The following is a 14321-nucleotide window of genomic DNA, read 5'->3' on the forward strand; positions in this document are numbered from 1 at the left end:
TCCCCCGCTAGAGTGCTTGCGTACCGGGCAAGGCAATGGAGGCGATGTGCTGTCGAATGGTCGATGGGTGGAGGTCACCCCGTCGAACCATGCGCACGAGCAGGAGGGCCTCCAGATCCTGCGGCAGCTGCTGCCCGACGAGCCGCCCTTCCGGGCCTGGACGAACTTCGAGTTCAAGGACGGCCACGGGCACTGGCACGAGGTGGATGCGCTGGTGCTGGGGCGGCGCCGGCTGCACCTGGTGGAGCTGAAGTACTACTCGGGGCTGCTGCAGGGCACTGACGCCGACTGGTTCCGCAGCGGCCATCCGGCGGAGAAGTCACCGCTGCTGCTGGCCCGCCGCAAGGCGCAGCGGTTCGCGTCGAAGATGAAGGAGCAGCTCGTCGCGTTGGAGCGTGAGCTGGGGGTCCAGCCCGGCACCTATGCCCGGCTCACGCCGTGGGTGCAGGAGTCGGTCTTCATCCACCACCCGATGATCCGCAGTGCCCTGGTGGGCAGTGCCGGCATCGGCATCTTCGGGCTGGACGATCACGAGTACCAGACGCACCTGGCCCCGATCTCGGATCGGCTGTTGGAGGAGTCGCAGGGCAAGCCGCAGCTGCCGGACGACATCGTCGGCCACCTGCTCGCCCGCATGGGCCTGGTGGAGCGCCGGGAACTCACCGTCGGCAGCTGGAACCTCTTCGAGCGGCTGGAGCCCACCGAGACCCACCAGGACTGGCTGGCCAATCACATTGCCGTCACCGAGGAGCGCGCGCGGATCCGCTTCCCGATCCTGCACGACAACGACTCCGCCCAGCACATCGCCGACATCAACAAGGTCGTCGACCACGAGTACAAGGTGATGCAGGGCCTGTCCCACGACGGCCTGCTGCGGCCCAAGGAACTCGTCGTGCACGAGGAACTGGGCCACGGCCTGGTCTTCCCCTTCGACGACAAGGCCGAACGACTGGACCTGTGGCTGGCCCGCCGCGGCCAGACCATCTCGCTGGACACCCGCTTGAGCGTGATCCGGCAGGTCGCCGAGGCGCTGCAGTACGCCCACCGCAACAAGGTGGTGCACCGCGGGCTGAGCCCCTACGCGCTGTGGGTGCGCGAGCGCCCCGACGGTGGCGTGAAGGTGCTGGTGGGGGAGTGGCGCAGCGTCGGTTCGGCCGGTGACCTCGCCACCGCCACCCGTGGTGTCACCGTGCTCCACGCCCAGGGCATCGACGAGGAGGAGGACCAGGAGGCCGTCTTCCAGGCCCCCGAGGGCGTCTGGTCGACCACGGCCAACCGGATCCGGCTGGACATGTTCGGGCTGGGCGCCACCGCCTACTTCGTGCTCACCGGCCACCTGCCGGCCAATGACCGCAATGCCCTGCTGGCGCGGCTGCGCGACCAGTCCGGCCTCGACATCAGCGTCGACCTGCCCGCCGCCTCCACCGAGCTGCGCAACCTGGTGCTGGCCGCCACCCAGGGCGTCCCGTCGCAGCGCACCAGCGACGTCGGCGACTTCCTGGAGCTGCTGGCCGCCGCCCAGCGCGTCACGCTCAATCCCGACACGAACCACGCCACCGATCCGCTGGAGGCGCGCCCGGGGGAGTCACTTGACCAGCGTTTCACCCTGGTCCGCCGGCTGGGCGCCGGCTCCACGGCGGTCGGGCTGTTGGTGCAGGACAACCTGTCCCGCACCAAGGAAGACAGGGTGCTCAAGACGGCCCTCAACGACGACGCTGCGCGCCGCCTGCAGGCCGAGGCCGACATCCTGCGCGGCATCCGTTCCTCGCACATCGTGCGGCTGGAGGAAGGGCCGCTGCGCGTCGGCGGCCGCGACGCCCTGCTGCTGAGCGACGCCGGTTCCCAGACCTTGGCCGAGGAGCTGGCGCTGCGTCCTCGCCTGTCACTGGACATGCTGGACCGCTGGGGCGACGACCTGCTGGCCGCGGTGGAGGACCTGGAGAAGCTGGGCCTGCACCACCGCGACATCAAGCCCGCCAACCTGGGCATCCAGTCCAAGCGGGCCCGCCACCTGGTGCTCTTCGACTTCTCGCTGTCCTCGGTGTCACCGCGCGCCATCGCGGCCGGCACCGCCCCTTATCTGGACCCCTTCCTGGGCGATGACCGCCCGGTCTACGACGCCGCGGCCGACCTGTATGCCGCCTCGGTGGTGCTCTTCGAGATGGCCACCGGCACCACCCCCGTCTACGGCGACGATCCCTCGGCCCATCCCCGCGCGTTGGCGGCTGACATCACGCTCTCTGCCGGCATGTTCGACCCGGCCGTGGCGCAACACCTGCTGGGCTTCTTCGCCCGCGCCCTGTCGCGCGATGCCGCCCAGCGCTTCGCCAGCGCCTCGGTGATGCGCGCCCAGTGGCACCAGACCTTCATCCAGACGGTCACCGTCGCTCCCGACGATGACGACGAGCTGGCGGCCCGCGCCGAGCTGACCACGCCGCTCAACCAGGCTGGGTTCGGCCCGCGCATGCTGTCGGCCGTTGAGCAGTTTGGCGTGGGCACGGTCGGTGACCTGCTGGCGGTGGACCCGGTGGCACTGATGCGGATCGGCACCTCGGACAACACCCGCAAGCAGGTCCGCGCGCGCGTCAAGCAGTGGATCGCCCGGTTCGGGGACCCCAAGACGCTCGACCTGCAGGCCGAGGCGACGCTGCCGCCACTGGACGAGATGTACGAGGCGTTGCTGCGGGTGGCTGTCGCCAAGCCGTCCCAGCTGCGCAGCCACGTCGTGCACTGCCTGCTGGGTGACAACTCGCAGGTGGACCCCTTCGCCACCCAGGCCGAGATCACCGCGTCGGCTCCCAAGCCACCGACACTGGCCCGCACCACCCAGCTGATCGCTGAACTACAGGAGCGCTGGGCCAAGAAGCCGGAGTCGCTGGAGGTGCTGCGCCAGCTGGACCAGCTGATGCGCAGCCAGGTGGAGGCGCTGGGCGGTGTCGCGACCGTCGACGAGCTGACCCGCGCCGTCCTCGCGGCCGTCCCGGGTGGCCTGAAGGACAATGAGGACGAGTTCGTCCGGGCCCGCGGCCTGGTGCGCATCGCGAGCGATCGGCAGCGCAACCTTCAGCGCGCCGACGAGGACAGCTCGGCGCTGGTCTGGCGTCGCCGTGGCCGCACCATGACTCTGGTGGGCTCTGACAGCGCCCTGCTCGACGCGGTCGACCACCTCGGCCAGATCGCCGATGGCATCGTCAAGAACACCCCCGACCAGGGCGCGATGGAGACCGTGGTGGTGCCCGCCGAGCGTGCCCAGGAGCAGCTGCGCCAGGCACTGCCCAAGGGCGAGCTGCCCGAGGCCCTGCTGGCAACACCACGGCTGGCCCAGCTGGCGGCCGGGCTCTCCACCATCACGGCAGCCTCAGCGATCGGTGAATTGCACCACCGACGCCTGCACCCAGCCCGCGCACTGCAGCTCACCCTGGGCACCTTGGCCCCGAGCAGCACGCTCACCACGCCCGACATCACCTCCCGGGTGGCCAACCGCTTCCCGGCCCTGGAGCAGCTGCCGGAACGTCCCCGACTGGACCAGCTTCTGCGCGAGGCCCAGCTGGATCTTGAGTGGAACGAGGGCGCGAAGCGCTTCATCTCCCGCCAGCTCACCGACCGCGCCACCGGCCTGGCCTCCCGCCACGCCACCCGCATCTCAGAAGACCTGGCACCCGTCTCCGTCTCCGGCGTCACCGGGCAACGACTGCTGGACTCGCGCCGCAGCCGCTCCTTCCTGGCGCTGGGCGTCGCCGCGCAGCAGCAGGACCGGCTGCACCGGGTGCTGGCCCACGACTTCGAGGCCCACGTCATCGACCTGGCCGCACTCACCCTGCCCCAGCTGAAGCAGGTGGCCTCCGCCGGTGCTCGCCCCATCCCGTGGCAGCTGATCCTCGCCTCCGACGCCGCCGAGCCGGGCAGCCGCGACAGACGCGGCGTACAAGCATTGATGGGTCGGGTGGCCGAGGCTGTGCGCCAGCAGCTCGACGAGACCATCGCCGGCCTGCCGGGCAACACCCCGGTGGTGCTCGCCGAGGGCTCGCTGCTGGCCCGCTACGGCCACCTGGACGTGCTCACCCACTGGAACGACCTGGCCGCCACTCGGCCGCAGGCCATATGGCTGGTGCTGCCGCAGACCCAGTCGAACCGGGGCCCGGTGCTCGACGGACACCCGGTGCAGGGCTCCCCGAACCAGTTCGTCCCGATCGACCCCACGTGGCTCGACATCCAGTGGAACCGCCTGCTCTCCCAGACCCCCGCACCCGACGCCTCAGGAGCGACCGCATGACCGCCACCTCGCAGCTCACCACCGATCTCAAGGCGCTGGTGTTGCGCGTCGAGGATGATCTGCGCCGGCGGCTGGCGGAGGACGCGAACCTGACGAAGCAGTGGCAGGACGAGCATCGTGAGGCGAACAAGGCCGAGCGCTCCGCTGCGGCGTGGGAGACCTTCCGCGACGACCGACTGACCCAGGCCGCCGTGAGCTGGGTGCTGACCACCGTCTTCATCCGGTTCTGCGAGGACAACGCACTGCTCTCGCCGGTGTGGGTCGCCGGCCCGCCGGAGCGACGGCAGGAGGCCCTGGATGCGGAGAACGCCTTCTTCCGCGAGTTCCCGACGCTGACCTACCGCGAGTGGATCCTGCAGGGCATCAAGCACCTCACCGCGCTGCCCGCGACCAAGGGGCTGGTGGCCCCGCCGGCCGCGCTGAACCTGATCGCGCCGTCGGGTGACATGGCCGGCGAGGTGTTGCAGTTCTGGCGCCGCCGCACCAGCGATGGTGAGCTGGTGCACGATCTACGTGATGAGAGCCTGTCGACGCGATTCCTCGGTGACCTGTACCAGGACCTGTCGGAGTACGCGAAGAAGACCTTCGCGCTGCTTCAGACCCCGGTCTTCGTGGAGGAGTTCATCCTCGACCAGACCCTCACCCCAGCGCTGGCCGAGCGCCCGCTGGAGGGCTTCACGCTGATCGACCCCACCTGCGGTTCCGGTCACTTCCTGCTCGGCGCCTTCGATCGCTTCGTCGCGCTGTGGCGCGAGCAGGAGCCCGACCTGCCGGACGACGAGGTGGTGCGCCGTGCGCTGGCGTCGGTCCATGGCGTGGACATCAATGGCTTCGCCGTGGCCATCGCCCGCTTCCGGCTCACGGTGGCGGCGCTGCAGGCGATGGGCCGCATCTCGCTGGAGGACGCCCCCGAGCTGGATCTGAACCTGGCCGCTGGCGACAGTCTGCTGAGCTACACCCAGGACACCCTGGTGGAGGACGAGAACCTGTTCTCCTTCGAGACCGAGGACACCGCCGCGCTGGCCCGGATCCTGCAGCCGCGCCAGTACGACGTGGTGGTGGGCAATCCGCCCTACATCACCGTCAAGGACAAAGCGCTCAACCAGCTCTACCGGTCGATCTACAAGACCTGCAAGGGCACCTACGCATTGACGGTGCCCTTCATGGAGCGCTTCTTCCAACTGGCCAAGCCCCGTGGCGGACCGGCCGGCTGGGTGGGCCAAATCACCTCGAACTCCTTCATGAAGCGAGAATTCGGATCGAAACTCATCGAGGAATTCCTGGCGCAGAAGGATCTGCGGCTGGTGGTCGATACCTCGGGTGCCTACATCCCTGGCCACGGGACACCGACGGTCATCATCGTTGGGCGCCATGAGTTGCCCACGTCATCCGCGGTGCGGACTGTCTTGGGTGTGCGGGGCGAGCCCGGACAACCCGCAGACCCGTCTCAGGGCCGTGTTTGGCGGGAGATCGTGGAGCACCTGGCAGGTCCCGGCCACGACGGTGAATTTGTGACCGTTGACGACCTCGATCGAAAAGTTCTGGCGACACACCCCTGGAGCCTCACTGGCGGCGCGGCAAGCAGTGTCACGAGGAAACTCGATGAGTCTCCAGAGCGGCTTGCCTCCACAGTCGACGAGATCGGCAGGACAACCCACACAGGTGCGGACGACGCATACTTTCTTCCCGCAACGTGGCCATCGCTTCATGGTCTCAAGGACGAGGTAGTGCCCGTCGTTCTGGGTGAAGAGGTCCGCGACTTCGCACTGGATCCTGAGCACGTCACCCTCTTCCCATACGACGAGGACGGTCAGCCCCGAAGCATTGGGCAGCACGCCGGACAGATGTATTGGCGCAACCGGCAGGTTCTCCGGATGCAGCTCGACTTCGGGCGCACCAAGGAAGAGCGTGGACTGAGGTGGCAGGACCACTCAATGTTCTTCCCGAAGCGCTTCCGGGCGAGGTATTCGATCACCTTCGCCTTCGTGGCGACGCACAACCACTTCGTGCTGGACCGGGGCGGGAAGGTGTTCAAGCAGTCCGCGCCGGTGATCAAGTTGCCGGCGGACGCCACCGAGGACGAGCACCTTGCGCTGCTGGGGGTGCTCAACTCGTCGACGGCCTGCTTCTGGCTCAAGCAGAACAGCCACAAGAAGACCGCGGCCGCCATGGGCGGCGGCATGATCGACGAACCGTGGTCGAACAACTGGGAGTTCACCGGAACGACTCTCAAGGATCTGCCCTTGCCCTCAGAGTTGCCCTTGGAGCGGGGTCGTTCGCTTGACCGCTTGGCCAAACGATGGGCCAGTCAGCAGCCGGATGCTGTCGTCCTCGAAGCGCCCACCGCTGGCGCCTTGGATGCTGCTCACCGGGCAGGCGACCAATTTCGCAGCGAAATGGTCGCCGCACAGGAGGAACTGGACTGGTGGAGCTACCGCGCCTACGGCCTATGCGATGAGGATCTGAACTACCACGGTGAGCCGCCGACCCTGCAACCAGGCGAGCGAGCTTTCGCGATCGTATTGGCACGCCAAGTCGAGGCTGGCGAAGCGTCCCCGGTGTGGTTCACCCACTGGAATCACCATCACACCCCGGTCACCGAGATCCCGGCCCACTGGCCGGAGGAGTACCGGGCGCTGGTGCAGCGGCGGATCGACCTGATCGAGTCCGACAAGGCGATCAACCTGTTGGAGCGTCCGGAGTACAAGCGGCGCTGGGCGTCAGAGCTGTGGGAGAAGAAGCAGGAGAAGGCGCTGCGCAACTGGTTGCTGGATCGCCTGGAGAGCCGGGAGTACTGGTTCGACGCGCAGGGTCGTCCGGCGCCGCGGTCGGTGAATGAGCTGGCCGACCTGGTGGGTCGTGACACGGAACTGGTGGAGGTGCTGCGGCTGTGGGAGGGCCGCGCCGGCGTGCTGCCCAGCGAGTCCCTGCGCAAGCTGCTGGTGCCCGAGGTGGTGCCCTATCTGGCTGCGCTACGGCTCAAGGACACCGGGATGCGGAAGTTCGAGGCGTGGAAGAAGACCTGGGAGCTGCAGCGGCAGGAGGATGCCGGCGTCGAGGTCGGCACCATCCCGGTCCCGCCGAAGTACACTTCGGGCGACTTCCGAAAGACCGAGTGGTGGCAGGCCCGCGGCAAGCTCGATGTGCCCAAGGAGCGCTTCATCCTGTACCCGGATGCCGGGCGGTCCACCGACACCAGCGAGCTGCTCGGCCGGGCCGGCTGGAACCACCTGGAGCAGGCGCTGGCGCTGGGCATCATCATCGGCACCCGGCAGGCCGAGGGCTGGGACGAGGAGCGGCTGGTACCGCTGGTCGCCGGGCTGGCCGAACTGCAACCCTGGGTGGAGCAGTGGCACGCCGACTACGACCCGACCTACGGCATGAGCATGGCCGAGTTCACCCGCGAGCAGCTGCGCCAGCGCAGCCAGCAGGTCGACAAGACCCTCGACGAGCTGGACGCCTGGCGTCCCGCCCCCACCACCCGAGGCCGCAAGCCCCGCGCCTGACCCATCACCAGCCCAAGGAGCCGGCAATGAGCACCAAGCTCAAGGACGTCATCGACATTCCCGAACGTGTCGAGGCCAACGACTACGTCCTCAAGCTCACCGACTCCGTCGGCAGCGACGCGGTGCGGCGAACCATCGACAACTACGTCGTCACCGACCAGCTGACCGAATCCTTCGACCAGGCCCTCGGGCTGGTGGGCAGCGCCATTCGGGAGCGCGAGAGCAAGGCCGCCTTCCTGGCCGGCTCATTCGGCTCCGGCAAGAGCCACTTCATGGCCGTGCTGCACGCCATGCTGCGCCACGAACCTGCTGCCCGCGAGAAGGCCGAGCTGGCCCCGGTGATCGCCCGTCACGACGCAGACCTGGCCGGCAAGAACATCCTGCCACTGGCCTTCCACCTGCTCGACTCCAAGAGCATGGAGGAGGCCATCTTCTCCGGCTACCTGCGCCAGATCCGCGAGCTGCACCCCACCTGCCTGCTGCCTGCGCTCCACCGCTCCGACGGCCTGCTGCGCGACGCCGCCACGCTGCGCCACCGGATGGGCGACACGGCCTTCTTCGAAGGTCTGGGCGGCCCCGGTGACCCCGACGACCCGTGGGCCGATGTGCTCGACGACTCGTGGACCGCCGAGAGCTACGACGCCGCCGTGGCCGCCGCGCCAGACAGCGAGACCCGCCAGAAGCTCGTCACCTCGCTGGTGGAGCGCTACTTCACCCAGGCCAAGGACTCCAGCGATTTCATCGACCTGGAGGGCGGTCTGGCGGTCATCGCCACCCACGCCAGGAGCCTCGGCTACGACGCCGTGGTCTTCTTCCTCGACGAACTCGTGCTGTGGCTGGCCTTCATGGCGCAGGAACGCGAACGCTTCGGGCGGGAAAGCCAGAAGCTCACCAAGCTCGTGGAGAGCTCCCGGGGCCGCCGCGACATCCCCATCATCTCCTTCGTGGCCCGCCAGATGGACCTTCGCAAGTGGTTCGCCGACTCCGGCGCGAGCGGCCAGGAACAGGAACTCATCGAGCAGGGCTTCCGCTTTCAGGAGGGCCGCTTCGCCAAGATCACGCTCGGTGACGACAACCTGCCCTACGTCGCCAGCAAGCGACTGCTCGCGCCCAAGGACGCGGCCGCGCAGGCCGTGCTCGACGAGGCCTTCCGTCGCATCGACCGCGACCCTCGGGTGTGGGACGTGCTGCTCGACGGGTCCAACACCGACGACGAGCACCGCGGCGCCAGCGAGGCCACCTTCCGGATGACCTACCCCTTCTCACCGGCGCTGGTCAGCACGCTGAAGTCGCTGGCCTCGGTGATGCAGCGGGAACGCACCGCGCTCAAGGTGATGCAGCAGATGCTGGTGGACCAGCGCGAGACCCTCACCGTCGACGACGTGATACCGGTCGGTGACGCCTACCCCTACCTGGTGCAGGGCGCCATCGGTCAGGCCATCGACGAGCAGACCGCCCGCCAGTTCCGCAATGCCGACACCCTGTACCTGGAGAAGCTGCGGCCCCAGGTGCTGCAGGCCCACCAAATGACCGAGGAGCAGTTGGCCTCCGGTGCTGAACTGCCCAAGCCGTACCAGGCCGACGACCGGCTCGCCAAGACGCTGTTGCTCAGCGCCGTCGCCCCCAAGGTGCCGGCCCTGAAGAACCTGGACGCCGGCCGCCTGGCCTCGCTGAACCACGGCTCGATTGCCTCGCCGCTGCCCGGCGCGGAGGCGCCGATGGTGCTCTCCAAGGTGCGGCAGTGGGCGCAGCGCATCCCCGAGGTTCGGGTCGAAGGGGAGCGGGCCGGCGCCACCATCCACGTGCAGCTCACCGACGTGGCCTACGAGACCGTCGTCGACAAGGCCAAGGGCCACGACTCGCTGGAGAACCAGCAGCGCACCGTCTCCAACCTGATCTGCGCCGAACTGGGCCTGGACCCGAGCGCCACCGACATCACCGGCGCCCTGCCCAGCACCGTGATGTGGCGCGGCACCCAGCGGCCGGTGGAGATCATCTTTGGCAACGTGCGCCGCAGCGACTGGCTGCCCGACAGCTACTTCGAGCCCGCCCAGACCGGTGCCTGGCGCCTGGTGGTCGACTACCCGCTCGACGAGGGCAACTTCTCCTCCACCGAAGACCTGGCCCGGGTGGAGCGGCTCAAGGAGCAGGGCCTGCAGGCCTACACTCTGGTCTGGCTGCCCAGCTTCCTTTCCGAGAGCAAGCGGATCGAGCTGCGTCGGCTGGGCGTGCTCGACTGGCTGCTGGAGAACGACAAGCGCTGGCGCGACCACTCCGACCACCTCAGCGAGGCCGACCGGGCCTCCGCCCGCGCCATCCTCGCTGCCCAGCGCGACAGCCTGCGCGCCGGCCTGCGCGAGACCCTGAAGCAGGTCTACGGCATCACCGAGGCCCAGCCGGGCGTCATCGACCCGGCCGAGCGCACCCCGCGGCTGATAAGCTCCTTTGACCCGGTCTACGCCCCCGACGGTGTCTCAGGCACCGGCTTCCAGACCGCCAAGGACTCGCTGCTGCGCGGCGCCTACGACGCCACCTACCCCGACCACCCGAAGTTCGTCCCCGAGGACGAGCCGGTGAAGACCAGCGAGCTCAACCTCGTCGCACAGCACCTGGTGCGCGCCATCGACAACCCCGACCGTCGCGTCGAGCTGGTCGGCGACAAGCGCGCCGTGCGGCGCGTGGCCAATGTGCTCAAGACCGGCCATGCCGCCGAGACCCACTTCCTGTTCGGCGACGAGCACTTCGGCGACTGGGGCACCATCATCGAGAAGGGCGTCGCGCTGGCTGGGGCCGACCGCAAGCCCGTCTCGGTGGGGGCGCTCCGCCAGATCCTGGACCGGGTGGAACCCGCCCGTGGCCTCACCGACCCGATGAAGGACCTGGTGATCATCGCCTGGGGCCTGCTGCGGCAGCGTGCCTGGTTCAAGGACGGGGCGCCGCTGACCGACCAGCAGCCGCGACCCGGGTCGCTGACGCCGGGCATGGAGCTGCGGCCGCTGGAACTGCCAGAGAAGGCCGACTGGGACCTCGCGGTGCGCCGTGCCGGGGCCATCTTCGGCATCCACGCCCAGCCCTACCTGACCCCGCCGGTGATGGCCAAGCTCGCCAAGGACGTGAAGCAGAAGGCCACCCAGCTGCGGCCGGCCGCCTCGTCACTGGTCACCGAACTCGGCACCGCCGGCCACCGGCTCGGCGTCGAGCCCGGCAAGCGGCTCGCGATCGCAGCCAACGCGCACGAACTGGTGACGACGCTCGCCCCGCTCGACGGACTGACGCTGGTGCGGACGCTCGCCTCCTTCGACCTCAAGGGCACCGAGCAGGCCACCGGAACGTCGCTCGCCACCGCGGAGGCGACGGCCGCCAAGATCCGCGACCTCAACTGGGACCGGCTGATGGGCATCCTCGACAACGGACAGACAAGGCCCACCGAGATCCGCACCAAGCTGCTGGCCGCCTTCGGCAACGACGAGTTCGCCACCGCCCTTGCCCCGGCGCTGCGGCGGGCCGAGAACGATGCCATCGACTGGGCCGTGTCGGTGCAGCCGGTGGTGCCCAATCCCGAGCCCCACCCCGTCGATCCGTGGCGGAGCCCCGCTCTGATCATGGACCCCAATGTGGTGCCCCTGGTCGACGTGACGACGTCCACCGCCGGCGTGGATCACGTCTTCACCGCGAGCAGTGGGGAATCGCAGACGATCCTGCAGCAGCTCGAGGCCTTCCTGCGGGCCCATCCCGGCAAGGAGGTCACCGTCCGGTGGGACCTCAAGCGTTGACCGGAACCACCGGCGCCACCATCACCCCCGCGGTGATCCGCGGCGAGATCGACAAGGCCGTCAGCAAGGACTACGGCACCCGGCCCGGGGACGCCCCGGTGCTGGCGCTGCGCGCCGTCCCGGAACCGTCGCTGCGGCAAGACTTCACCTACCGAGTGGCCGGGCGCGCAATGATCGTCAAGGTGCGGCCCTGCGTCTCCTCGCTGGCCGCCCTGGAGGCCCTGCAGGAACGAGGCGAGGGCACCTGGCTGGTGGTCATCACCGACCGGCCCGACGAAGACCTCGGCGCCGGCGTGCTCGCCCACTTCATCGACGCCCGGGTGCGCGGCATCGACCCCTGGCAGAGCGCCTGGCTCATCTTCGGCGCTCATGGCGTAGACCGTTCGTTGGCGCACCTTCCCAATGACCGCGCCATCGCCGAAGGCCTGATCGCGCTGCACCATGCCGACGAACTGCAGGTTGGCGGGTCGGACGAAACAGTGGTCGCCGACTGGCCGGCCGCCCCGGCCGGTGTGCTCACCCGCGACCATGCACTGGGCGCCGTAGCTCGACGTCGTCTCGGCCTGCCCACCGGCACCATCGACGGGCTGGCCGTGGCCCGGTGGACCACCGACGAGCACGCCCTGGCTCGTATCGCCAGGCTGCGCACCGAGGGCGGCGACGCGCTCACCTCGGCCACCCTCACCTGGCTGGCCGGCCGCACCGGCCCCGCCGCACCCGTGGTCACCGCCCACCTCCGCGAAGCACACCTGGGCCGGCTGGTTCCCCTCGGACTGGTGGTGGACCTGCTGCGCAAGGTTGCGGTGCGTGACGATGCCATCCATGCGCCGGCTGCCCGCGCCGCCCTGGAACGACTGGCCACCACCACCAACCCGGAGCTGCGCACCACCAGCATCGCCGACGCGCTGGGAACCCTGGCCGCCATGGTCACCCAGGACCTGCTCGACAGCGACGCCGGACGCGCCACCGGCCATCACATCGTGCTGCAGGCCGACGAGATCCTCACCGGGCTTGACGCTGACAACCTCGCCATCTTCTCCCCGCTGCTGCGCAGCGGCCTGCGAGCCCGCATCCGCGAGTTCAGCCGCCACCTGGCCGACCCCGACCTGACCCAGCTCGAACTGGCCTGGCTGGAGGTCACCCGGCACAGCCTGGCCCGCGGCCAGCAGCTACGCCGAGATCCCGACCTCGAGGCCTGCCACGCCTCCCTGCGGCTGGCCCGCTGGCTCGCCACCGACGACCAGCCCGTCACGACCGTGGCCCAGGGCGCCAAGCGCCAGCTCGCCGTCGACAGCTGGGTCGACTCCGCCCTGCACGACGCTGCCCACGGCACCGAGGACGTGGATGCGGCCGTCGCGCTGCGAGACCTGGTGGCACGAGCCCGCGCACGTCGGGCCGCACACGACGAGCAGTTCGCCGAGGCGCTGGTGCTCTCCACCGCCAGCCAGGATGGCGTGAACGGCCCATTCCCCGGGGACGGCGATTCGGTGTTGCCGCTGGAACGCGTCGTGGAGACCGTGGTGGCGCCACAGGCAAAGCAGCAGCCGGTGCTCTTCCTGGTGCTCGACGGGCTCAGTGGCCGCGTCGCCGACGAGTTGCTCGACGAGCTGCTCCACCGCCCCGACGGTTGGAGCGAATACCTGCTGCCCGGCCACCAACGCCGAGCCGCCGCCATGGCGGTGCTGCCGACGCTCACCACGGTGAGCCGCACCTCGCTGCTGTGCGGGCAGCGGATGACGGGCAGCCAGACCACCGAGAAGCAGCTGCACCCGCAGCTGGTCGCCTCGCTGGGGGGCGGCCATGCCGCGATCTTCCACAAGAAGGAGCTCGACACCTCAGCCGACGGCTACCAACTGGCCAGCGACGTGGCCGAGGCCGTCCGCGACGTCAACGGCACCCCGGTGGTCACCTGCGTGCTCAACACCGTCGATGACGCCCTCGACCGCAGCGACCCGGGCGGCATGCGCTGGGCCTCCGACGACATCAAGCACCTGCGGCCCCTGCTGACTGCTGCTGCAGCGGCCGGGCGGGCCGTGATCATCACCTCCGACCACGGCCACATCGTGGAGCGTCGAGCCGGTTCGCAGTTGCCCGGCATCACCAGCGAGGGCGGTCGGGTGCGCAGCGCCGAGCCGCCGGCTGGCCAAGGCGAAGTCCTGGTCGACGGGCCCCGCGTCGTCGGTGGTCCCAAGATCCTCGCCGTCTCGGAGGTGCTGCGCTACGGGCCGCTCAAGGCCGGCTACCACGGCGGGGCGGCACCTGCCGAAGTGGTGGTGCCGCTCGTCCTGATGGCGCCGCTGGGGGTGCAGCTCGCCGGCTGCACGCTCGCTGTGTCGCAGCACCCCGACTGGTGGGACGCGCCACTCAGCACCCAGCCCAAGGTGGCCGTGGCTGCACCCGTGCCGGCGCCTGCCGAGCAGACCCTCTTCGACGAGGCCGAGCCGGTGGTCGCCGAGCCCGCGACGTCGGGGCTCGGGGCGCGCGTGGTCGCCAGCCCGGTGTGGTTGGCGCAGCGCCAGATTGCGGGCCGCATCGTCATCACCGACGACCGGGTCGCCGCGCTCATCGACCGCCTGGCCGGGGTGCCCGACCAGCGGCTCCCCGCACCGGTTGTGGCCCAGACCCTGGGTGTACCGGAGCGCAGCTTCCTCGGGGCCTTTGCCCAGTTGCAGAAGCTGCTCAACGTGGAGGGCTACGCCGTGATCCGCAATGACGCTGGCAGTGTGGTGCTCGACACCGACATCCTCGCCGAACAGTTTGGGGTGTGAC

Annotated in this window: 4 protein-coding genes; all 4 read left to right on the plus strand. The window is 69.4% G+C overall.

Annotation, left to right across the window (positions count from 1 at the left end; genetic code table 11):
- The first annotated feature begins 46 nt into the window (after positions 1-46).
- From pglW to pglZ, 4 genes are read left to right on the plus strand one after another with little or no spacing between them, the layout of a single operon-like run.
- On the plus strand, positions 47-4273 hold the full coding sequence (gene pglW / locus ACYVKA_RS06550) for a BREX system serine/threonine kinase PglW (protein ID WP_460703985.1): 4227 nt from the start codon (positions 47-49) through the stop codon (positions 4271-4273).
- On the plus strand, positions 4270-7779 hold the full coding sequence (pglX, locus tag ACYVKA_RS06555; RefSeq protein ID WP_460703987.1) for a BREX-2 system adenine-specific DNA-methyltransferase PglX: 3510 nt from the start codon (positions 4270-4272) through the stop codon (positions 7777-7779). The genes pglW and pglX overlap by 4 nt, the downstream gene beginning before the upstream one ends.
- Positions 7780-7805: 26 nt before the next feature.
- The gene (locus ACYVKA_RS06560) at positions 7806-11552 is read left to right on the plus strand and encodes a DUF6079 family protein (protein ID WP_460703989.1); all 3747 of its coding nucleotides are present in this window, start codon (positions 7806-7808) and stop codon (positions 11550-11552) included.
- Positions 11534-14320 (plus strand): BREX-2 system phosphatase PglZ, encoded by a 2787-nt coding sequence (gene pglZ / locus ACYVKA_RS06565; protein ID WP_460703991.1) that lies wholly within the window; start codon positions 11534-11536, stop codon positions 14318-14320. The genes ACYVKA_RS06560 and pglZ overlap by 19 nt, the downstream gene beginning before the upstream one ends.
- Position 14321: the final 1 nt, after the last annotated feature.

Source organism: Luteococcus sediminum, from assembly GCF_054783495.1.